Origin of the sequence: uncultured Aquimarina sp. (assembly GCF_947495315.1) — a bacterium.
GTDB lineage: Bacteria > Bacteroidota > Bacteroidia > Flavobacteriales > Flavobacteriaceae > Aquimarina.
Genome location: NZ_CANLYD010000005.1, coordinates 92,061 through 113,572 on the forward strand (window position 1 = coordinate 92,061; position 21,512 = coordinate 113,572).

At 34.0% G+C, this 21,512-nt stretch carries 22 protein-coding genes and 1 pseudogene; 8 read left to right on the plus strand and 15 right to left on the minus strand.

All coding sequences use genetic code 11. From position 1 onward, the window contains the following. Position 1: 1 nt before the first annotated feature. From Q0910_RS28660 to Q0910_RS10520, 5 genes and pseudogenes are all read left to right on the plus strand, one after another. Positions 2–202, plus strand: a pseudogene (locus Q0910_RS28660) (hypothetical protein); the annotation flags it as partial. A 37-nt stretch (positions 203–239) separates the two neighbouring features. Further along, the gene (locus tag Q0910_RS10505) at positions 240–692 is read left to right on the plus strand and encodes an FKBP-type peptidyl-prolyl cis-trans isomerase (protein WP_299215750.1); all 453 of its coding nucleotides are present in this window, start codon (positions 240–242) and stop codon (positions 690–692) included. Positions 693–721: 29 nt separating this feature from the next. Continuing rightward, positions 722–1,135, plus strand: coding sequence for a DUF3010 family protein (locus Q0910_RS10510; protein WP_299215752.1), 414 nt, complete (start codon positions 722–724; stop codon positions 1,133–1,135). A 97-nt stretch (positions 1,136–1,232) separates the two neighbouring features. After that, positions 1,233–2,612 (plus strand): exonuclease domain-containing protein, encoded by a 1,380-nt coding sequence (locus Q0910_RS10515; protein ID WP_299215754.1) that lies wholly within the window; start codon positions 1,233–1,235, stop codon positions 2,610–2,612. Positions 2,613–2,721: 109 nt separating this feature from the next. Then, entirely contained in the window at positions 2,722–3,444 is a 723-nt protein-coding gene (locus Q0910_RS10520) for an alpha/beta fold hydrolase (protein WP_299215756.1), read from the plus strand. Between the two features lie 69 nt (positions 3,445–3,513). Here the strand turns inward: Q0910_RS10520 and gcvP are convergent, their stop codons facing one another. Beyond that, entirely contained in the window at positions 3,514–6,366 is a 2,853-nt protein-coding gene (gcvP, locus tag Q0910_RS10525; protein WP_299215758.1) for an aminomethyl-transferring glycine dehydrogenase, read from the minus strand. A 135-nt stretch (positions 6,367–6,501) separates the two neighbouring features. On the opposite strand from gcvP, the gene Q0910_RS10530 reads away from it, so the two are divergent. Further along, positions 6,502–7,329: a hypothetical protein gene (locus tag Q0910_RS10530; RefSeq protein ID WP_299215760.1), complete on the plus strand. Its 828-nt coding sequence runs from the start codon at positions 6,502–6,504 to the stop codon at positions 7,327–7,329. Here Q0910_RS10530 and Q0910_RS10535 read toward each other — a convergent pair. The 11 genes from Q0910_RS10535 to Q0910_RS10585 all read right to left on the minus strand — a co-directional run bounded on the left by Q0910_RS10535 (position 7,318) and on the right by Q0910_RS10585 (position 13,087). Continuing rightward, the gene (locus Q0910_RS10535) at positions 7,318–7,572 is read right to left on the minus strand and encodes a hypothetical protein (protein ID WP_298542973.1); all 255 of its coding nucleotides are present in this window, start codon (positions 7,570–7,572) and stop codon (positions 7,318–7,320) included. The two genes, Q0910_RS10530 and Q0910_RS10535, sit on opposite strands and share 12 nt — an antisense overlap. A 41-nt stretch (positions 7,573–7,613) precedes the next feature. Continuing rightward, positions 7,614–7,874 (minus strand): hypothetical protein, encoded by a 261-nt coding sequence (locus tag Q0910_RS10540; RefSeq protein WP_298320313.1) that lies wholly within the window; start codon positions 7,872–7,874, stop codon positions 7,614–7,616. Between the two features lie 5 nt (positions 7,875–7,879). Further along, positions 7,880–8,434 (minus strand): sigma-70 family RNA polymerase sigma factor, encoded by a 555-nt coding sequence (locus Q0910_RS10545; RefSeq protein ID WP_298542976.1) that lies wholly within the window; start codon positions 8,432–8,434, stop codon positions 7,880–7,882. Positions 8,435–8,628: 194 nt separating this feature from the next. Then, on the minus strand, positions 8,629–9,090 hold the full coding sequence (locus tag Q0910_RS10550; RefSeq protein WP_299215763.1) for an SRPBCC family protein: 462 nt from the start codon (positions 9,088–9,090) through the stop codon (positions 8,629–8,631). A gap of 2 nt (positions 9,091–9,092) precedes the next feature. After that, positions 9,093–10,004: a TIGR01777 family oxidoreductase gene (locus Q0910_RS10555; protein ID WP_299215765.1), complete on the minus strand. Its 912-nt coding sequence runs from the start codon at positions 10,002–10,004 to the stop codon at positions 9,093–9,095. Between the two features lie 11 nt (positions 10,005–10,015). After that, positions 10,016–10,456 (minus strand): hypothetical protein, encoded by a 441-nt coding sequence (locus Q0910_RS10560; RefSeq protein WP_299215767.1) that lies wholly within the window; start codon positions 10,454–10,456, stop codon positions 10,016–10,018. Between the two features lie 4 nt (positions 10,457–10,460). Then, positions 10,461–11,342: a methyltransferase domain-containing protein gene (locus tag Q0910_RS10565; protein ID WP_299215769.1), complete on the minus strand. Its 882-nt coding sequence runs from the start codon at positions 11,340–11,342 to the stop codon at positions 10,461–10,463. Between the two features lie 40 nt (positions 11,343–11,382). Further along, the gene (locus Q0910_RS10570; protein WP_299215771.1) at positions 11,383–11,793 is read right to left on the minus strand and encodes a hypothetical protein; all 411 of its coding nucleotides are present in this window, start codon (positions 11,791–11,793) and stop codon (positions 11,383–11,385) included. 17 nt (positions 11,794–11,810) lie between these two features. Continuing rightward, positions 11,811–12,155: a hypothetical protein gene (locus Q0910_RS10575; RefSeq protein WP_299215773.1), complete on the minus strand. Its 345-nt coding sequence runs from the start codon at positions 12,153–12,155 to the stop codon at positions 11,811–11,813. After that, a complete protein-coding gene (locus Q0910_RS10580) occupies positions 12,130–12,486 on the minus strand; it encodes a hypothetical protein (RefSeq protein ID WP_299215775.1) in 357 nt (118 codons plus the stop codon). Before Q0910_RS10580 ends, Q0910_RS10575 begins: the two co-directional genes overlap by 26 nt. Positions 12,487–12,583: 97 nt before the next feature. Continuing rightward, positions 12,584–13,087: a MarR family transcriptional regulator gene (locus Q0910_RS10585; protein WP_299215777.1), complete on the minus strand. Its 504-nt coding sequence runs from the start codon at positions 13,085–13,087 to the stop codon at positions 12,584–12,586. Between the two features lie 174 nt (positions 13,088–13,261). On the opposite strand from Q0910_RS10585, the gene Q0910_RS10590 reads away from it, so the two are divergent. Continuing rightward, positions 13,262–15,775: a M20/M25/M40 family metallo-hydrolase gene (locus tag Q0910_RS10590; RefSeq protein WP_299215779.1), complete on the plus strand. Its 2,514-nt coding sequence runs from the start codon at positions 13,262–13,264 to the stop codon at positions 15,773–15,775. Between the two features lie 93 nt (positions 15,776–15,868). Here Q0910_RS10590 and Q0910_RS10595 read toward each other — a convergent pair whose 3' ends face one another. From Q0910_RS10595 to Q0910_RS10605, 3 genes are all read right to left on the minus strand, one after another. Further along, positions 15,869–17,893: a M3 family metallopeptidase gene (locus tag Q0910_RS10595; RefSeq protein ID WP_299215782.1), complete on the minus strand. Its 2,025-nt coding sequence runs from the start codon at positions 17,891–17,893 to the stop codon at positions 15,869–15,871. Positions 17,894–18,481: 588 nt separating this feature from the next. Continuing rightward, positions 18,482–18,967 (minus strand): 5-(carboxyamino)imidazole ribonucleotide mutase, encoded by a 486-nt coding sequence (purE, locus tag Q0910_RS10600; protein WP_298543000.1) that lies wholly within the window; start codon positions 18,965–18,967, stop codon positions 18,482–18,484. A 79-nt stretch (positions 18,968–19,046) separates the two neighbouring features. Next, complete coding sequence (locus Q0910_RS10605; protein ID WP_299215784.1) at positions 19,047–20,204, minus strand: 5-(carboxyamino)imidazole ribonucleotide synthase; 1,158 nt, start codon at positions 20,202–20,204, stop codon at positions 19,047–19,049. A 167-nt stretch (positions 20,205–20,371) separates the two neighbouring features. Here Q0910_RS10605 and Q0910_RS10610 point away from each other — a divergent pair, with 167 nt between their 5' ends. Continuing rightward, entirely contained in the window at positions 20,372–21,478 is a 1,107-nt protein-coding gene (locus tag Q0910_RS10610) for an adenylate kinase (RefSeq protein ID WP_299215786.1), read from the plus strand. The last annotated feature ends 34 nt before the right edge of the window (positions 21,479–21,512 follow it).

Here is a 21,512-nt window from a genome sequence, read left to right on the forward strand (position 1 = left end):
TCAAGCTTTTCTAAAAGAGATTCATGCTTTTTTTGATATTATAGAGCCATTGCATGTTGCTATTATTGGTAGACAAACCAAAAGAAAGTTTGCAGCGGCAGCCGTTTCCTTTAAATTAATAATCTTAAAAAAAAGTATCCCTAATTCTATGATAGTGTTATGTAAAATAATATCATTAACTATTGAATTAGAAAGTGTATAGTATTAGATTTGTGGTTAATAAAAAAATAATAGTATAGATGAAATACGCCATATTCACTTTTATAACCGTTCTTTTTGTTTCTTGTAATGCAGGTCAAATAAAAGCTGATCTTAGAGAAGAGAACGAGAAAGAGATTATAAAATATATAGAGGATAATGGTCTGATAGCAGGAAAAAGTGATACAGGTTTGTATTTTGTTGTTCATGCGCCAGGAACCGGCATCAGGCCCAGAAGATCAGATATGGTTACTGTGGCATATAAAGGATATTTTACAAACGGTGCGGTGTTCGATAAAAGTGATGCAAACGGTATTTCTTTTGTTTTACAAGAGGTAATAAAAGGCTGGAGAGAAGGGATTAGATATTTGAAAGAAGGTGGTAGCTGTACACTATTGATACCTTCACATTTGGGATATGGTCGTAGGTCGGTAGGGCCGATTCCGGGAGGTTCAGTATTACTATTTGATATTACATTGATTTCGGTGAATTAAGAATCTTTAAATAGAACTAATATTAAATAATGAAAGTAATCGGAATAGAAATAGATAAAAAAAGAGCAATCTGCATGGTATTATCCAAAGATCTGCAAGGTGAATATACCAACCTTACTGGTAAGACTAAGTATATCGAAATTAAAGATGATCAGAGTAATCAGGATATAGAGAACTTTCTGAAAGAGATTCATGAGTTTTTTGATACTATACAGCCAGATCATATCGCTATTATTAGTAGACAAACCAAAGGAAAATTTGCAGCTGCTTCTGTTTCTTTTAAATTAGAAGCATTGATACAATGTTATCCAAATGCAGAAATGAGTTTCGTTTCTAAGCAAACCTTGACTGCGTATTATAAAAAGAATGCACTTCCGGTAGGATTTGATAATGCTTATCAGGAAAATGCTACTAGATTAGCGGCGTATTTATTAAGAGAATAGTTTTTTAGCCACTCTGATATAGGAAAATTTCCATTATAAAAGGAAAAATTCCAAATATCAATTATTTCTTTTAAATTTGTACCTCAAAAAAATTGTAATGTCAGAAAAATTATATGCTGTTATTGATGTAGAAACCACAGGTAAGGGCATTAAAGGGAATCGCATTACAGAAATTTGTATTGTATTGTTACAAGGCAGTACGATTATAGATAAATTCACTTCTCTGGTAAATCCCGAATGTCATATTCCACCTTTTATTACTGGTCTTACAGGGATTGATAATGATATGGTGCGAAATGCACCCAGATTTCACGAAATAGCAGAACGAATTGTACAGATGACTACTGGGGCGATCTTTGTGGCGCATAATGTAACTTTTGATTATAATGTGATTAGAGGAGAGTTTAAAAACCTTGGATATTCATTTGTTCGGAAAAAACTGTGTACCGTTCGTTTATCCAGAAAATTAATTCCAGGCATGTTTTCATATAGCTTGGGAAAACTATGCTCTTCTCTTAATATTCCCTTAGAAGATCGACATAGAGCTGAAGGCGATACGGATGCGACCGTGATTCTTTTTCAACGAATTCTGAGCCTTGATCCTGAATTTTTAGTTATTAATAAATTCTTAAATGCACGCTCTAAGGAAGCTACATTGCCGCCACATCTTAAAGCTGAAAACATAGATGTACTGCCAGAAGAAACAGGTATTTACTTATTTAAAGATCAAAAAGGAAAAGTAATATATGCCGGTAAAGCGAAAAATATTAAACAGCGGGTGATCAGTCATTTTTATGATAAAAAGAATAAAGAATATGCACTGGGTCAGGCTACATATACGATAGATTATGAGGTAACAGGTAATGAATTAGTTGCTCTATTATTAGAATCAGAAAAAATACAAAAACATTATCCGAAATTTAATAAAGCTCAGAAAAGACCGGTAGCTCCTTATTGTATTATGTTTTATACGAATAGAAAAGGAGTGGTTCAATTGGCAATAGACAGATCGCATTCTATAGATCATTCTGTAGAAATATTTTATAGCAGGGCAGAGGCAGTAGAAAAACTAGAACAGCTTTGTGAAGATTATCAGCTATGTCCACGATATTGTAGTTTACAGAGTACTACAGAACGGTGTTCTCATTATAAAATTAAGAATTGTAAAGGCATTTGCATAGGAGAAGAATCTGTTGCCTTGTATAATATGAGAGTCCAAAAAGCTTTATCCTCTTTACGAAGAGATCAAAAAAGTTATTTTATTAAGGAAAAAGGCAGAACATTTAATGAGCAAAGTTTTGTAATGATCCAGGATGGCGTTTATAAAGGTTTTGGATACATACAAGAAGATGAACAAATTGCTAAGATAGAGGACTTCGATAATTTCTTAAATCTTCAGAAACATACCTATCATACTACCAAAATAATTAAAAGCTACCTACGTAAAAATGGAGATAGGAATATCGTTCCGATATAGCTACTCTTTATACCTTTTTGGAAATTATAACAAAATAATAATATATAGCTATTATGTAAATTAGTACTTTGAGGAACTTAATCTTATTTGTATTAATCATTTGTTATCTATGAAAAACGTAATTACCTCAGTAATTTTATTCCTGACCGTTTCAATCTATGGTCAAAAAACTATTGATTTTCCTTCTAAAGATGGATTGACAATGACGGCAGATGTGTATGAGGCAAAAGACAGTAATCAGTTTATCATTCTTTTTCATCAGGCAGGATGGAGTCGTGGAGAATATCTGGAGATTGCTCCAAAACTTACTGCGTTAGGATATCATTGTATGGCAGTGGATCAGCGATCTGGTGGCTCAGTAAATGATATAACTAATAAAACAAACGCTGCAGCTAAAACGGAGGGTAAACAAACAGAATTTGTAGATGCTTTTCAGGATATAGAAGCCGCTGTAGATTATGTAAAAAAGACATATAGCCCGGAAAAAATTATTGTTTGGGGAAGTTCTTATTCTTCAGCACTTGTATTAAAATATGCGGGAGATAACCCAGATGTTGTAAACGGGGTTTTGTCTTTCGCTCCAGGAGAATATTTTGGTAAAAAGAATTTTATTACTTCTAGCGCTGTTAATATTAAAGTTCCAGTATTTATTACCTCTGCTAAGAATGAAAAAAAGAATTGGTCAGGAATCTATGACGCAATTACGTCGGATAAAAAACAATTTTTTCTTCCTGAAACAAAAGGAAACCATGGATCAAGAGCGCTTTGGGATAAATTTCCCGATAGTAAAAACTATTGGGAAGCGGTAAAAGAGTTTTTGAAAACTATATAGTGATATAACTAAATTGCCTGATACTCAACAATAAAGTATCAGGCAATTTTTATTTAGATATATGTTGATTTATACCTCCTCCATATATTCTTCTATAGGAGCACAGGTACAAATAAGATTTCTATCTCCATAAGCATCGTCTACACGTCTTACTGTTGGCCAGAATTTGTTATCTGCTACATATGATAATGGATATGCTGCTTGTTCTCTACTGTAGGGGAAATCCCAAGAGTCTGCTGTTAACATAGCCAAGGTGTGTGGCGCATTTTTCATCACATTATTAGGGTTATCTGCAGTTGCTTCTGCAATTTCCTGGCGGATACTAATCATAGCATCACAAAAACGATCTAATTCTGCTTTGCTTTCACTTTCTGTTGGTTCAATCATAATGGTTCCTGCAACAGGGAAAGAAACCGTAGGCGCGTGAAATCCGTAGTCCATTAATCTCTTAGCGATATCTGTTACTTCGATTCCATTTGCTTTAAACGGGCGACAATCTATAATCATTTCATGAGCAGCGCGACCACGTTCTCCAGAATATAATGTACTATAATGTCCATCTAATCGCTCCTTGATATAATTAGCATTCAGAATAGCATATATTGTAGATTCTTTAAGACCTTCTTCTCCTAACATGGTGATATATCCATAAGAAATCAAACAGGCTAGAGCTGATCCCCAAGGTGCTGCAGAAATAGCAGTAATTGCCTGATCTCCTCCTGTAGTAATAACAGGATTACCTGGTAAAAATGGCACAAGTTGTTTTGCAACACAGATAGGTCCAACTCCTGGTCCTCCACCTCCGTGCGGAATAGCAAACGTTTTATGCAGGTTTAGGTGACATACATCTGCACCAATTGCTCCCGGATGTGTTAATCCTACTTGAGCATTCATATTGGCACCATCCATATATACCTGTCCACCATTATCATGTATAATTTTAGTAATCTCTTTAATTGCAGATTCATAGACTCCGTGAGTAGAAGGATACGTTACCATCAATGCAGAAAGATTGTCTTTATATTTTTCAGCTTTTTCTCTTAGATCTTCTACATCTATATTTCCTTCTTCGGTTGCTTTGGTTACTACTACCTTCATTCCGGCCATCACTGCAGATGCAGGATTGGTACCGTGAGCAGAAGAAGGGATCAAACAAATGTTTCTGTGATGATCTCCTCTGGATTCATGATATGCGCGAATCACCATTAAACCAGCAAATTCTCCTTGGGCTCCTGAATTAGGTTGTAAAGAAGTTCCTGAAAAACCTGTAATTTCGGTTAATTGATCCTCTAGTTTTTTTAGTACTTCCTGATATCCTTGCGCTTGTTCTATAGGAACTAATGGATGAATGTTCCCCCATTGTGGATTACTTAACGGTAGCATTTCTGATGCAGCATTCAGCTTCATTGTACAAGAACCTAACGGAATCATGGAATGATTTAAAGAAAGGTCTTTACGTTCTAGCTTTTTGATATAACGCATCAATTCTGTTTCAGAATGATAGGTGTTAAATACTTCATTCGTTAAGAATTCGGTATTCCGTTTTATACTGGAATCAATAATATTTGTTCTACCTATTTCTTTAATTTCAATGGATTGTTTAGCAGCAACTTTCGCAAAAATCGATAGAATAGTATTTAAATCTTTAATTGTTGTAGCTTCATTTAAAGAGATAGATACTGTTTCAGCATCTGGATAGTAGAAATTTACCTGTTGCGCTTCAGCTATTTCTTTAATTTTGCTTGCATCAGCTTTAATTCGAATCGTGTCAAAGAACACTGTATTTAATTGTTGGTATCCTAATGATTCGATAGCATTGGCTAGCTCAGTTGCTGAGGTATTTACTTTATTCGCGATGTATTGTAACCCATCCTTACCGTGATATACAGCATACATTCCTGCCATTACCGCCAATAATACCTGAGCCGTACAGATATTAGAAGTTGCTTTATCTCTTTTAATATGTTGTTCGCGGGTTTGTAATGCCATACGTAAGGCACGATTCCCATTCATATCTTGAGTAACCCCAATGATTCTACCTGGAATGTTTCTTTTGTATTCCTCTCTGGTTGCAAAATATGCTGCGTGAGGTCCTCCATATCCTAATGGAATTCCGAATCGCTGTGTAGTACCTACTACTACATCTGCATCAAAACTACCAGGAGATTTAAGCGTTACAAGACTAAGAATATCAGCAGCGACTGCTACTTTAATTTCGGACTGATGTGCGTTTTCTACAAAAGTTGCATAGTCAAATACTTGACCGGATACACCTGGATATTGTAAAATAGCACCATAAAAGCCTGTTGAAAAATCAAATTTTGTATGATCACCGATTACCAATTCAATACCTAATGGAATAGCTCTGGTTTTTAATAAAGAAAGTGTTTGTGGTAGTATTTCTTCAGAAACAAAAAACTTATGAATATTTTCTTTTTTCTGCGCTCTGGATCTCACTGCAAATAACATGGTCATTGCTTCTGCAGCTGCAGTACTTTCGTCAAGTAAAGAGGCATTGGCTAATTCCATTCCAGTAAGATCACAAACCATTGTTTGATAATTTAACAATGCTTCTAATCTACCTTGAGCAATTTCTGCCTGATATGGTGTATACGCAGTATACCATCCTGGATTTTCTAAGATGTTACGTTGTATTACTGCTGGCAAACTTGCTTCGTGATATCCCAAACCTATATAGGTTTTAAATACTTTATTCTTGGCAGCTAACTGCTGTATATGAGCAGAATACTCTTGTTCGCTCATAGCCTCGTCAAGTTGTAGCGGGGCTTTTAGTAAAATGTCATCAGGGACAGTTTCGTGGATGAGTTGATCCATAGAATCAGCCTTGATTGTATTCAGCATATTATCAAGATCCTTTTCTGAAGGACCAATATGACGCAGTTTAAATGAGTCAGTTTTCATAGCAAAAAAACAGTTGAGATTGAAAGCGCAAAAGTACATATTTAATCCCTAAAATTTTCACAATAAATTAACCTAAACCTAGCAAGTTTTTAACCAATTTACACTGTTATTAACAGATTCCCCTAAATTCTCAGTGTGAAAACCCTAAAAAGTATATTTAGTTTTTATGTAAACAGTAGTATTCATGTAGCATTAGCTGTGGCAGCCTTGGTTAAACTTACTTTTTTAAAGTTCGAAATTTTAGGTGGAGACGCGTATATATATTTCAGTTTTTTAGGCTCTATTGTAGCGTATAATTTTGTAAAGTATGCTAATATCTCGGAATTATATCACAGAAGATTGACCAAATCAATGACTGGCATCAAGATATTAACAACTGTTTGTGCTATAATTTTCGCGTATTTTGGATATCAGTTGTCAATAGACACGTTGCTTTGGATGTTGCCTTTTGTGCTGTTAACAATACTTTATGCTGTTCCTATTTTTCCAAATAAAAAAAACTTGAGAAGTGTAGCGGGGATTAAAATTTTTATTATCGGTGTTACTTGGACTGGAATTACGGTATTGATACCTGTTATTTATGCAGAAGGGGCATTAGAGTTTAATATGATCATAGAAATCATACAGCGTTTTTTGTTTGTGGTAGTGATCATGCTACCTTTTGAAATTAGAGACTTGCAATATGATGGAAAAGAATTAGAAACAATCCCTCAGAAAATAGGCATTACAAGAACTAAGGTGTTTGGGAGTATTTTATTGGTGATTTTTTTGTTAGCTACTGTATTTAAAGCCGAACTTTTTTCTACGGAAATTCTAAGTACAGTATCTATTACGATTATCAGCTTGTTGTTTTTGTGGGGGACGGATAAAAAACAATCGGAATACTTTTGTTCCTTTTGGGTCGAAAGTATTCCGATTATGTGGTTGTTTATATGGGTTTTAATGCAAAATTTATTTGGATAATTCTTGCCGTAATTGTTCCTTCATCTGTTCTTTTTTAGAAGGTTCAATAATTTGTAAATTAGACTTTTTAATTGCTTTAGTAAGCTTATTATTTCTTTTAGAATAAGCTCTTGTTACTGTACAATACATTAATCTGATATTCAATTTGATGATTTCCATAATGGATGCTTCACCATATTGATTTTTATCACAGATAAACTTTGCTTCCTCGCAGGAAACTAATAAACTATTACTTGTTTTCATTACAATTTTAAAATACTATTATTTGGGGGTTACTAACTTATTTATTCTTGTTCAGCCATTTTTTTCTTTAATTGTTCTTTCATTGCATCCTTAGCCGATTGGTTGATACTTATGACTTTAGGATCTTTGACTAAATTAGTTAGTTTCGTATTCTTAGACGAATATTTTCTACAAGCCTTACAATAAATTAAATGAATATTTAATTTTACCTTTTCCCAAAAAGAGGCTTCCTTATATTGATTTTTATCGCAAATGTGATTGGCATTATCACAGCTTACAAATATTTTGTTTTCTTTACTCATGTGTATTAAAACCAGTTTTTTTCCAAGCATCCTGCCATCGCTGTACGTGCTCGATGGATGATTACCCAAAGGTTAGACGCAGTAATATCGAATTCATTACAGATTGCCTCTGTATCAAATCCTTGAATCGTTTTCATAGAGAAAATACGAGCTTGCTTCTCAGGTAATTTATCAAGGCAATCATGAATGGCGATTCCTAATTCTTTATTCTCAATTTTACCTTCGGCATTTTGGTCAAAGGGATCTGCTACTCTTTCTTCTAGCCAATCTCCTTCAGTTTCACCATCATTAGTGTAATTGATACGTACTTCTGCTTTACCTTTATTACTATTTATTTTTCTATAGTGATCAATGATTTTTCTTTTAAGGATCGAAATAAGCCAAGTACGTTCACTTGCTTCTCCTTTAAAGTTTTTCATTGATTTAAGACCTGCAAAAAAGGTCTCTTGCACTAAATCTTGTGCAATTTCCCTGTCATCGACCCGCACTATGGTATAGTTAAACAGGTAGTCACTGTATTTATCTATCCACGAATTGGGGTCTATTGTGTTTGTCGACATAGTGTATTAGCTCTTTTCCCCAAAAATAGGATAAAAAGTTGAATCTTAAATAAGTTTAATCCATTGAATTGTAGAAGAATTTGTAAAAGAAACCTCGTAGTAGATCGGGAACAATGTTTTTTTTGAATATGCTTGTGACTTATGATTACTGTTGTGATTCAATAAAAACAACCTCAGACAATAGTTAAAGATAATTATACTATTGTTGATCGTTCTGTTTCAGTTTTTATAAATTGGTTTCTTGTAGAAAGAAATTTGGTTAAATGTTTTTTTAAAAATAACTGGTCAAAAAACCTTCCTAAAAAACCATAAGGAGTTCTATATTCTAAGAAATCAATCATTTCAGTTCCGGTTACTGTTTCTTTGAAAACATGTTGATGTTTAAAATTTTTAAAATGACCTTGAATCATTTCATCTATAAAGTAAGTTGGATATCTTAAAGATGTTATTTTGCTTTGATGAGTCAGATACAAGCCAAAATGTTTTCCTCTCCAAGTCACGGTTTCATATAAATCTATCAGTCCAGAAGTTCTTCCTACAATAGCTTTTTCTTTTGTCTTCTTTGCGGAATTTATATGAAGATCAATATTTCTTGCTGCGTCAAAAACAATTTCCAAAGGCGCCTGGATAATGGTGCTTAATTGAATTGTAGTCATAATCATGAAGTTAAATCTATTAGCGCTTGGATCAGGTTAGGCTGTTTAAACTTAAAACCTGCATCTTGTAGTTTTTTTGGAATAACATTTCTGCTTTTTAGAATCAATTCAGTTTCAGTTTTAATAATCCGAGCTCCGATCTCTAAAAGCGGTTTGGGTAGTGGAATTCCGAAGGGAGTTTTGGTAACATTTCGCAGTGTTTTCATTAAACCGTTATTATCTGTGGGTTTAGGAGCAACGATATTTACAGGACCTTGCATGGCAGAATTTTCAATAATAAACTCCAGGCTTCTTGCAAAATCAAGTTCATGAATCCAGCTAAATTTTTGGTTTCCTTTACCTTGTTTCCCGCCAAAACCAATTTTCACTAAATTGAGAATAGGTTGTAAAGCTCCTCCATTTTTTCCTAGAACAATAGAGGTTCTCAATGCTACTTTTCTGGTCTTCGGAGTATGATGAGAGAAGAAAACACTTTCCCAATTGGTAGCTACATTTACAGAAAAACCTGTTCCGATCTCACCATCGACTTCATCCATTTCTTTATCCAAAGAATGTCTGTAGATGGTAGCTGTAGAAGAGTTTAACCAAACTTTTGGTGGATTTTCACATGCTAGAATAGCTTTGCCTAATACAGCCGTAGCATCTACTCTAGAGGAAAGAATAAGATCCTTGTTTTTCTGATGATATCTACAATCGACAGATTTCCCTGTCATATTGATAAGAACATCTGCATCATCAAGTTCTTGTTTCCATGCTCCTAGCGTTTTGGCATCCCAATGTACATATTTGATATTTCCGATGGATTTGTTTTTACTACGAGTGAGTATTACAATAGTCTCCGCTTTGTTTTTAAAGTGCTCAACCAAGACGTTTCCTAAGAAACCTGTTCCTGCTGCTATAATTAGTTTTTTCATATTCTTTAAAATTAAAATAATAATATGGGTAACCACAGAATTCTGTATGTTATCCAGGTTAAGGTTAAATAAAATGGTAATGCCAGTTTCTTAACTCTTCTTGCGTGTTCAATAATCATTAGTACAACAACCAGTAAGAATAAAAGAATTCGGATCTCCATCGAAATTTGTTCTTTTTGAAACAAAAATATCATCGGAATTAAGGCTAACGAACCTAACAAAGAGACCGTAATCATATTATATAAATAGGTATGAAGTTTTCTCTTTATAAAAATCAATATGATACTTCCTTGCCATAAAAGTTGACCAGAACACATGATCATTTCCTTGGTTAAATTATCATTAGGAATCAATTCCGGAAGTGCTTTTGCGTAATAAAACAATACGACTGTTGATATTACGGTAGCAATAATGATATACATCCATTGATATGTTCTTAAACCAATATTCATCAAGCTATTTTTCTGCTGTTATGATATAATATCCAAAGCTTTTCATATGCAACCCTGATAGTAATGCAAAGAGAGATCCTTTAAGGTTTTTCCAACTTTGGAGTTTCAGCGCTTCTTTCTTGAATAGTTTTTTAAAAATAAAACCGGTTATCGCAAAAGGCACGTGCAATACAGAAGGCGCTACTCTAAAAGAAATATCTTCTACGATTACGTTTTTGAAACCAAGTTCCTCTAAAGATTTTTTAACTCGCTGTATACTGCCTAACCCTTCCAGACTCCATCCTTTGCATAGTTGATCATAACAATAATGACTTCCAGGACATAATTGATCTTCATCTTTTTTTAGAAAAGCATCTGCTATTACCAGTTTTCCACCAGGTTTAACTATTCTGTAAGCTTCTTTTAACGCTGTTTCACTATGACCTGAATGGCAAAAACTCTCGATGGCATAAGCACTGTCAAAACTATCAGAAGCAAAACATGTATTGCAATAATTTTCTTCCAGAATCAACCCGTTCATTTTTTTAAATCTTTTATTGCCTTCAGTTGCCTGAAAAGGGGAGAGTGTTACTCCCAGAATATTGATCCTTGGATACTTTCGTAAACCATATCTCATAGTACCTCCAATTCCACAACCCAAATCTGCAATAAGTCCATTCTTTTTGCTGAAATGTAATCTATTGAAGACTTGATTATTCATTTCATTAAGCATAGTATCTCTTTTAAAAAGTGTTGTTTTAAAAGGGATATAGTATCCAAAATGCATATTGAAATCCTTGCTCCAGAATTCATAATCTTCTGTAGCTTCATCATAGAGTTCTATGAGATTTTCTTTATTAGATTTTTGAAATCTAATTTTACGTAGGAGTGGAAGTGTAGTATTCATAACAAAATATTTTTATTTATGATTGAAAAACACAATATATTTATTGAACCTGAGGCCCTTTTGGTCTTATTGTTTGAGTAACAACTGCTGGCTTTTGTTTAGATTTTTTTCTTCCTCTAAAAAATAGATACATGTTAAGGAATAGCATTAACCCTAAATACATTGAAAATCCACCAATTTTAAAGCTTAATATTTCTACTAAATTTTGATAAGTGTCATTAAAGCGATAGTTATCAATTTTCAGAATTAAGAGTGCCCAACCAATGTTTAATAAGTAAAAACCTACTTCGAATAGACGATTTGTTGCGATTGCAATGTCATCTTTCCCTTTAAAAATATCGATCATAAAGGTTTTTCCATTCTTGAAAAGTGTTTTAGACACAAAATAGGTGAGGACAATTGCTATGGGTAAATAGATAATGTATCCTATAAAAATTTTAGAAGTTTCCATAAAGTTCGTATTTATAATTATTTAATATTTTTAATAAATTTTGTTATCCAGAATAGATTGAAATAGTGTAAAACTGCCAGTATACAGATTATGATTGCTGTATGTTTAGACAAGCTTTCGATCATTTGTGAAATAGAGTTGATCGTAGTCCATCCGGATAAGGTTATCACTGTGTATCCGATATTGATGAGATAGTATCCTATCAAAAGCATATTGTTTATTCGTAAACAGAAATCTTTGTCATCAGGAACAAGATGCGCTACAAATATGTTTCCGTTTTTATAACAAATAAGCCCTACCTTGATAATAATGAATACAGTGATTAGTATGTATATACTATATGTAATCAAGTTTAGGTTCATAAGTGCTTTTTTTGATTTGGTATGTGGCAAACACAAAATAGGATGCGATACTCATCGGAATGATAGCATAAAATATCAGGCCATACATGGTTTCAAAACTTTGATTTAATATGTAGAATGCTATCCAATAAGAAATAAAAAGAAACCAGTAAATAGAGATCAATCTTTTAGATAGTAAATTCAATTTTTTCCAGTGGCTTAAAATAGATAGAGCAAGAACAAACTGAATGAACCCTAGTGGAATCTGAGCTAACAATCCAAGATATATCGTTAAGTAAAGTAGTAAAGTGATAATAAGACTCCATTTGTTAATGTTATGTATTGTTTTCATAATTCTAATAATTTGAAAGTTTCAATAATTTTTGAAACATAGTTTGAAAAATAAAAGGAATTTCTTCCTTGTATCTTATTAATTATGTTTTAGGTTATTATTTAATAAGTTTCATAAGCGTTTTTGTAATCCAATTAGACTCTTGATTTACGATTTTATTCATCATCGTATCTGCATTATCTGCCAATTCATACAAAGCCTTGGTTTGTTTGATCAATTCTTCTGTTTTTTTTGTGCCGTCACCTTCAATACCGGATACTTCTCTTAATACTTTGATCACAGGTTTTATTTCTCTTCTGCTTCGTTCTTTGGCTACTTGTCTAGCTAACTCTTGTACATCTTTTTCAGAAACAAAATACTCTTTACGCTCTCCTGGTTTACTTTCCTTAAATACAATACCCCAATCCATTAATTGGCGAAGATTCATACTGGTATTTCCTCTAGAAATATGTAACTCTTCCATAATGTCTTCCATAGAAAGCGGTTCTGGTGAGATCCATAACAATGCATGGATCTGTGCCATTGCCTTATTAATGCCCCACAAAGTACCTAAGGCTCCCCAAGTGGATATAAACTTATCTTTTGCTTCTGTGTAATTCATAGGACAAATATACAATAAATTTTAAACTTTCAGTAATTATTGAAAGTTTAATTTGTTAATTATGTTAAAACCACAAACTAACGGATGTTAGTACAGTTGTTTTTTTGCGGATTCCCCACTTTGGTAATAGTTTGGTTTTGTGTAAGTTAATAGTCTAACACAAACTCATTTAAAATGAAAAAATTTAACTTAATTATTTCAACAATTTTATTCTGTCTATGCATATACAATAGTCATGCACAGGAACCATCGGATATGTTTTATGCGACGATGGAAACAAAAGATGCTTTGGGGCTTCAAAAAGATCATCCTGAGGATATACAAATTATCGAATCAAAGAATGGTTACAGTGCAGTAATGCTTAGCGACGAAGCTGCTCACGAATTACATGATAAGGTATTAGTTCATGGTCCTGGTTTTATCTATCAGAATTCAAAGAAGAATGCAATTTCAGCCATACAACAGAGAAGACTATATCAGAAACTTGCAGGAGGATTTTCTATTACCCAGGATCAATTGGTAAGACAAAGCCTCGATTTAGTAAATAATCTAAATATTGCAAATCAAATCCAGGAATTAGAAAATTATGGAACTCGTTATCATACAAAGAGTAGTGCCACTCAAGCTGTTTTGGATCTAAAAACGAAATGGGAGAACTTAGCGGGTAGTAGAAGTGATGTATCCGTTCGTATTGTAAACCATACCAGTACAAATATGCCTTCTGTAGTTATGACCATCACAGGAACTGAAGAACCGGATGAATTCGTAATCATTGGAGGTCATATAGATTCTACTTCAGGCGGGACTAATAATGATGCTCCGGGAGCTGATGATAATGCATCCGGGATTGCTACAATTACTGAAGCAGCAAGAGTTTTATTCGATATGAATTTTAGACCTAAAAGAACGATGGAATTTATGGCTTTTGCAGCAGAAGAAGTTGGTCTTAGAGGTTCTCGAGAAATTGCTGAAGATTACCGTAACCGTAATGTAAATGTAGTAAGCTATATGCAACTAGATATGACTAACTATAAAGGGTCTACAAATGATGTGTATGTTTCTACGGATTCATATAATGATGATACATTAAATGACTTTTTAGTGGAGTTAATGAATTATTATAATGCTTCTGGAACACATAGGATTACTTATGGTACATCACAATGTAACTATGGATGTTCTGATCACTATAGTTGGGCACAAGAAGGATATGCAGTAACTTTTCCTTTTGAAGCAACATTTAATCAAAGTAACCCAAATATTCATACAACGAGAGATACTTTTGACAGATCTCCAACTCCTAATGCTACCCACGCAGCTAAATTTTGTAAACTAGCATTAGAATATTTGATCGAAATCTCTAACGGAGTAAATCCTGGCGGAGGTGGAGATGAATGTACTATCAGTATTACAAGTTTTCCTAACGCAGAAAGTTTTGAAGGATCCATTGGTGCTTGGACACAGTCCACAAGTGATGATGTTAATTGGACAGTGGATACTAATGGTACACCATCTAACGGAACTGGTCCGGCAAGTGCAGCAGATGGATCTTCCTATATTTATGTAGAAGCTTCTGGAAATGGAACAGGATTCCCAAACAAAAGAGCAATATTGAATTCTCCTTGTTTTGATTTAAATGGGTTGACAAATCCCGGTATTAGTTTTAAATATCATATGGAAGGAAGTGCTATCGGTAACTTATCATTTGATATAAGTACGGATAACGGTACGAGTTGGACAAGTATTTTTAGCATATCTGGTTCGCAAGGCAGTGATTGGAATGTAGCCGATATAAATCTGGCGGCTTATAGCGGAGTTGATATACAAGTGAGGTTTAATACAGTTACGGGAAACAGTTGGCAAGGCGATATCGCAATAGATGATTTTAGAATAGGAGAGTCTACTGTAGATCCGAATCCAGACCCATGTGTAACTTTAGATTTTAATGATTATACAATCACAGCTTTTTCTAATCAGGATTCAGCAGGTGATTTCTCTGTACTAAACGGCGGATCTGGAGTTTCCTTGCAAAATAACACTTGGAAATACATTTCGCTTAACTATACCGTAACTTCCTCTACAGTCTTAGAGTTTGATTTCAGTAGTACTTCTCAAGGAGAGATTCATGGAATAGGTTTCGAGGATGATAATACCTTAACCTCTAATAGGTATTTTAAAATTCACGGTTCTCAAAACTACGGGGTAACCAATTATGACAATTATTCAAGTGGTACTACATCATATACAATACCGGTTGGAGATTTTTATACTGGTGCTATGGATAGATTGGTATTTATAAATGATAATGATGCAGGAAGCACTAACAACTCAATTTTTTCGAATATAAAGATCTATGAAAGTTCTTGTACAAGATCCTCATCAGCAGCAGTAGCTTTCGGAACCAAAACTCCAATACTAGGAGATGAAGATGAGTTAGATGCATCTATGATTACGATTGCTCCTAATCCTACTAAAGATAGTTTCGTGCTAAATGTTAGCGGAGCTACTAATAAGAGTGTTGTAGCAACGATTTATACAATTTTAGGAAAAAAAGCATCTAGAATTCAATTAAATTCTGGAGCTAACAATATTTCTGCTAGTAGCCTATCATTAGGATCAGGAATATATCTGATACGAATAGAAAGTGAAGGAGAAAAATTAGCAGTACGTAAATTAATAATTCAATAATCCCAAAATAAATCGAAACAATAACTTAAAACCGTAATCTAAAAAGGTGCTTCAAAACTGAAGCACCTTTTTTAATTGCTTATTTCTGAGAAACTATTCTTTTATCAACCCTGCACGTTTTAACAGTGCCTCTGGTTTTGGTTCTTGTCCTCTAAATCGTTTATACAAGGTCATAGGGTTTTCTGTTCCTCCCTGAGATAGTACATTGTCTTTAAATTTAGTGGCTACTTCTTTATTAAAGATTCCATTTTCTTTAAAATATTCAAAAGCATCTGCATCCAATACTTCTGCCCATTTATAGGAATAATATCCAGCAGAATAACCTCCCTGAAAAATATGAGAAAAAGAGGTACTCATACAGTTCTCAGCAACATCAGGATATATAGAAGTACCAGCAAACGCTTTCTTTTCGTGTGCTTTTACATCCTTAATGTCAGCAGGATTTTGTGAATGCCAAGACATATCAAGTAATCCGAAACTTAATTGACGCATTGTGGTCATTCCTTCCATAAAAGTGGATGACTCTTTTATCTTTTGTACCAATTGCATAGGTATCACTTCGCCAGTTTCATAGTGTTTGGCGAATAATTCTAGGGACTCTTTCTCATAACACCAGTTCTCTAACACCTGGCTTGGTAATTCTACAAAATCCCAATATACGCTAGTTCCTGATAATCCAGGATAGGTAGTATTGGCTAACATCCCGTGCAAGGCGTGACCAAATTCATGAAACAATGTGGTTACTTCGTTAAAAGTTAAAAGCGAAGGTTTGCTTGGTGTAGGTTTGGTGAAATTACACACTATAGAGATGTGTGGTCTTACATTTTTAGCATCTTTTCTCATCTGAGGTTTATAAGATGTCATCCAGGCACCATTTCGTTTTCCAGGCCTTGGATGAAAATCCGCGTAAAATTCGGCAATAAAATTCCCTTGAGTATCAGTAACATGATAGGTTTTCACCTCTTCATGGTATTTGTCTACTTGATCCGTTTCTTCAAATTGTAAGCCAAATAAATTAGTAGCTACCCGAAAAACACCGTCAATAACATTCTCTAGTTTAAAATATGGCTTCAATTTTTCATCATCAAGATCAAAAAGCTTTTGCTTTAATTTTTCTGAATAGTACGCTCCATCCCATTTTTGCAGTTGATCTATTCCGTCTAATTCTTTAGCAAAATTTTCTAATTGTTTAAATTCTCCTTCTGCAGCAGGTTTTGCTTTTTCCAGTATTTCATTAAGAAAGAAGAACACCTTTTCAGGAGTTTCTGCCATACGTTCTTCTAATACGTAATTAGCGTGAGATTTATACCCCAGAACTTTAGCGCGTTCGTGACGTAAGTTGGCTATTTTAAGTACAATATCTTGATTGTCCAGCTCATCCTTATGAAATCCTTTTGCCCCAAAAGCAAGTGCTAATTTTTTGCGTAATTCTCTATTATCCGCATAGGTCATAAAAGGGATATAACTAGGATAATCTAGGGTAATCATCCATCCCTTTTTTTCTTTAGATTTAGCAAGTGCTTTAGCTGCTTCTTTAGCTCCGTCCGGCAGACCGGCAAGATCAGCTTCATCTGTTAATAACATTTCGAACTTATTGGTCTCGGCCAGCACATTTTCACCAAACTTAAGACTCAATTGAGAAAGTTCCTTATCAATTTCTCTGAGTTGTTCTTTTTTATCCGCTGGAAGATTTGCCCCATTTCTGGAAAATGATTTATATCTCTTTTCTAGTAACGTAGACTGTTCTGGAGAAAGGTCTATTGTATTTTTATTGTTATAAACAGCTTCTATTCTTTTGAATAGATCTGTGTTTAAAGCAATATCGTTGCTAAATTCAGATAGTAACGGAGAAGCTTCTTGTGCAATCTTCTGAATTTCTTCATTGGTTTCGGCACTATTAAGATTAAAAAAGATGCTAGTTACTCTATCGAGTAATTCTCCACTATATTCTAGTTTTTCTATAGTATTAGAAAAAGAAGGATTTTCTGTATTCGTTACAATAGCATCTACTTCTTGTTTCGCAATGGTAATTGCGTTTTTGATAGCCGGTAAAAAATGCTCCGATTGTATTTGAGAAAAAGGAGCAAGGTCAAATAATTCTAATAATGGGTTTTTCATTATCTAATGATGTTTTCTTTATGTTTTATATGTTCACTTGTCGAAAAAGTGTGTTTTTTATCGATGATTGCCTTTTTTATGATATAATATTTTGATTAAACCAAAGGCGATACGCATACATTTGTCTAGGTTTATTAGTAATGATCTAAACAAAGAATCTAATTACATTATTGCTGTAGGGGTATGGCAACGATAAGTAATCTTTGCAAAGATCAAATATATTGAAAGAGCTACAATTATTGTAGCTCTTTTCTTTTCTATTTGATTAAAAATCTACGGTTTTAATATAGAAATATGTAAAATGTATGTTTTTCTATGGGAAAAAAATGAAATAAAAATGATTTTATTGCATATTATCGATAAAAATCGCATTTTATCGAAAATGTTAATAAGTTTTGACAGATAATTATTGCGTAATTAAAGTAAGGGATTACCTTTGTACCAGGTTTTAAGAGTATGGTCTTACGATGAATTTTTTGTGTAATATATTTAAGTTGGTTAATAAATATTGTTATATTCTATTGTAAGACCTGATATTGGAAAGAGTCGCTGAGGAGCGACTCTTTTTTTTACTGTAATTTTTAGTAGTTATTTTTTTATCTGTTTAGCTCCTTCGATCACCTTTTGTTTTAACCCTTCTTTATATACTAGAATTTTGTCCAATACGCATTTGTCAGATGCACCAATGATTTGGGCAGCAAGAATTCCAGCATTCATCGCTCCATCTAGCGCTACAGTTGCTACAGGAACACCGCCAGGCATTTGTAATATAGAAAGAACAGAATCCCAACCATCAATTGAGTTTCTTGATTTAACAGGAACTCCTATCACCGGTAAAGGGGATAAAGAAGCTACCATCCCAGGAAGGTGAGCAGCTCCACCAGCTCCGGCAATAACTACCGATATTCCTCTGGTATGAGCATTCTTTCCGTAATCGAATAATTTTTCTGGTGTGCGATGTGCAGATACAATATCAACTTCGACTTCTATATCAAAACCTTTTAGTATTTCAATTGCTTTTTCCATAACGGGCATATCGCTTGTACTACCCATGATAATTCCTACTTTACTCATTTGTGTGCTATTTCTTATTATTATAAGCTAGTTTTATATTTTGATCTGAGATATCGTAATACTTGATTTCTATTAGGTGTTAATCAGTGACCACTTTGATAGTCTTCTTCACTTTTTCTGCAATTTTTCTTGCTTCAGCAATATCTTCATGAACAATTGTTACATGTCCCATTTTTCTAAAAGGTCGGGTTTGCTTCTTTCCATAGATATGTGGAGTAACACCTTTCAGTTTCATAATGGTTTCTATGTTTTCATAAACAACATTTCCTGTATGTCCTTCAGCTCCTACAAGATTCACCATAATTCCGGCAACTTTACTCTCAGTAGCACCAAGCGGTAAATTCAGTATGGCTCTTATGTGTTGTTCGAATTGATTGGTGTAACTAGCTTCTATACTATAATGACCACTGTTATGTGGTCTTGGAGCAACCTCATTCACTAGAATATTACCATCTTTCGTTTGAAACATCTCTACAGCCAATATACCTACATGTGAGAAGGCTTTGGATACTTTTTCCGCAATTTTTCTTGCCTTTTCTGCAATTTTGTCGTCAATTCTGGCCGGACAAATCACATACTCTACCTGATTGGCTTCTGGATGAAATTCCATTTCTACCACAGGATAGGTTTTTATTTCATTCGAAGGATTACGAACAACAATTACCGCAAGTTCATTTTTGAAATCGACTAAGGTTTCTGCTATGCATTCTGTATCAGGAAGCTTTGCAATATCTGCTCCGGTTCGTATAATAGAAACTCCTTTGCCGTCATACCCGCCTTGTGTACTTTTCCATACAAAAGGAGGTTTTACTTTACCACTGGTAATGCCTTCTGCCAGATGCGCTTTATTAGAAAACTGCATAAAATCAGCTGTAGGTATTCCTTGTTCTTTGTAGAAAAGTTTCTGTCTTCCTTTATTTTGAATTTTTTCTAAAGTTTTAGAATCAGGATATACTTTTTTTCCCTCTCGTTCTAATCGGGCTAAAGCCTTTATGTTAACAGTCTCAATTTCGAAAGTAAGTATATCTACTTTTTTTCCGAAGTTGTAGACAGTTTCATAATCCATAAGATCACCTTGCTGAAAGTGATCACAGGCTATTCTACAAGGGGCATCGGGGTTGGGATCTAGAACATAGGTTTGGATATCATATTTTCGGGTTTCGTAGAGCATCATTTTACCTAATTGACCACCACCGAGGATACCTAACTTAAAGTCTGACGAAAAATAGTTTGTCATTTTTTGGAGTATCTAATTTGCCTTAGGCAACAAAAATAAATTTTTAATAAGTAAAAACCGCAATATTGGACAGTAAATGCAGTAGAGATCTATCATAAGTCTTGTTTGTAATCACTATCTTTGCCGCTTTAAAAACCAAACGGATACTGTGATAATCTCATAATACAATGATTACACTACACAACTTACAATTTGCACCCTTTATTGCTCAAGAAAAAATATCCAAAGCAATAGACAAATTGGCTGATAAGCTTAATGAGGATTTATCAGGTAAAAAACCTCTTTTTATTGGAGTGCTAAACGGTGCTTTTATGTTTGTATCCGAAGTATTGAAGCGATTTAATCACGATTGTGAAGTGAGTTTTGTGAAACTAGCTTCTTATGAAGGGACAGAAACAACTGCTAATGTCCAAGAACTTATAGGATTAAAAGAAGAGATATCGGGTAGAACTGTGGTTGTTCTTGAGGACATCGTGGACACCGGTAATACGATTGTAGAGTTGACAAAAATGCTTCAGGATAAAGGATGCAAAGAAGTAAGAATTGCAACTTTATTTTTTAAACCAGAAGCATATACTAAAGAAATTACTATAGATTATATAGGGATAGAAATCCCAAATCGATTTATTGTAGGATATGGGCTAGACTATGACGGCTTAGGTCGCAATCTTACAGAAGTTTACCAATTAAAACAAAACAACATGACAAATTTAGTGTTATTCGGACCTCCGGGAGCAGGAAAAGGAACACAAGCGGAAGTTTTAAAGCAAAAATATGATCTTGTACATATTTCTACAGGAGATGTATTTAGATATAACATAAAAAATGCTACTGAGTTAGGAACATTAGCTAAATCATATATTGATAAAGGGCAATTGGTGCCTGATGAGGTAACTATTAATATGCTAAACGCTGAGGTAGATAAAAATCCGGATGCCAAAGGTTTTATATTTGATGGTTTCCCAAGAACAGAAGCGCAAGCAGAATCACTAGCAGAATTGCTGTCTTCTAAAGGAGCAGAAGTAAGTGCTATGGTCGCTTTAGATGTTGATGACGAGGTTTTGGTTCAGAGATTATTGAAAAGAGGAAAAACGTCTGGGCGTCCTGATGATGCAGATGAAGGTGTGATTCGCAATCGTATTAAGGTTTATTATGATGAAACGGAAATTCTAAAAAACTATTATCAAAAACAAGATAAGTATTTTGGAGTTGATGGGGTTGGAGCAGAAGAAGAAATTACCGACAGATTAAGTTCTGTAATTGATAAATTATAGTTACTATTTGAGTGATGTGAAAACTTCACTCGAG

Excerpts from the sequence above, each read along its gene's own strand:
- Q0910_RS10535 (WP_298542973.1), bottom strand. The coding sequence starts at position 7,572 with ATGAAAACAAGTAATAGTTTATTAGTTTCCTGCGAGGAAGCAAAGTTT.
- Q0910_RS10585 (WP_299215777.1), bottom strand. The coding sequence starts at position 13,087 with ATGAATTACACAGAAGCAAAAGATAAGTTTATATCCACTTGGGGAGCC.
- Q0910_RS10580 (WP_299215775.1), bottom strand. The coding sequence starts at position 12,486 with ATGAAAACAATACATAACATTAACAAATGGAGTCTTATTATCACTTTA.
- Q0910_RS10510 (WP_299215752.1), top strand. The coding sequence starts at position 722 with ATGAAAGTAATCGGAATAGAAATAGATAAAAAAAGAGCAATCTGCATG.
- Q0910_RS10515 (WP_299215754.1), top strand. The coding sequence starts at position 1,233 with ATGTCAGAAAAATTATATGCTGTTATTGATGTAGAAACCACAGGTAAG.
- gcvP (WP_299215758.1), bottom strand. The coding sequence starts at position 6,366 with ATGAAAACTGACTCATTTAAACTGCGTCATATTGGTCCTTCAGAAAAG.
- Q0910_RS10560 (WP_299215767.1), bottom strand. The coding sequence starts at position 10,456 with ATGAATATTGGTTTAAGAACATATCAATGGATGTATATCATTATTGCT.
- Q0910_RS10505 (WP_299215750.1), top strand. The coding sequence starts at position 240 with ATGAAATACGCCATATTCACTTTTATAACCGTTCTTTTTGTTTCTTGT.
- Q0910_RS10610 (WP_299215786.1), top strand. The coding sequence starts at position 20,372 with ATGATTACACTACACAACTTACAATTTGCACCCTTTATTGCTCAAGAA.
- Q0910_RS10550 (WP_299215763.1), bottom strand. The coding sequence starts at position 9,090 with ATGACTACAATTCAATTAAGCACCATTATCCAGGCGCCTTTGGAAATT.
- Q0910_RS10545 (WP_298542976.1), bottom strand. The coding sequence starts at position 8,434 with ATGTCGACAAACACAATAGACCCCAATTCGTGGATAGATAAATACAGT.
- Q0910_RS10605 (WP_299215784.1), bottom strand. The coding sequence starts at position 20,204 with ATGACAAACTATTTTTCGTCAGACTTTAAGTTAGGTATCCTCGGTGGT.
- Q0910_RS10595 (WP_299215782.1), bottom strand. The coding sequence starts at position 17,893 with ATGAAAAACCCATTATTAGAATTATTTGACCTTGCTCCTTTTTCTCAA.
- Q0910_RS10570 (WP_299215771.1), bottom strand. The coding sequence starts at position 11,793 with ATGGAAACTTCTAAAATTTTTATAGGATACATTATCTATTTACCCATA.
- purE (WP_298543000.1), bottom strand. The coding sequence starts at position 18,967 with ATGAGTAAAGTAGGAATTATCATGGGTAGTACAAGCGATATGCCCGTT.
- Q0910_RS10555 (WP_299215765.1), bottom strand. The coding sequence starts at position 10,004 with ATGAAAAAACTAATTATAGCAGCAGGAACAGGTTTCTTAGGAAACGTC.
- Q0910_RS10575 (WP_299215773.1), bottom strand. The coding sequence starts at position 12,155 with ATGAACCTAAACTTGATTACATATAGTATATACATACTAATCACTGTA.
- Q0910_RS10590 (WP_299215779.1), top strand. The coding sequence starts at position 13,262 with ATGAAAAAATTTAACTTAATTATTTCAACAATTTTATTCTGTCTATGC.
- Q0910_RS10565 (WP_299215769.1), bottom strand. The coding sequence starts at position 11,342 with ATGAATACTACACTTCCACTCCTACGTAAAATTAGATTTCAAAAATCT.
- Q0910_RS10520 (WP_299215756.1), top strand. The coding sequence starts at position 2,722 with ATGAAAAACGTAATTACCTCAGTAATTTTATTCCTGACCGTTTCAATC.
- Q0910_RS10540 (WP_298320313.1), bottom strand. The coding sequence starts at position 7,874 with ATGAGTAAAGAAAACAAAATATTTGTAAGCTGTGATAATGCCAATCAC.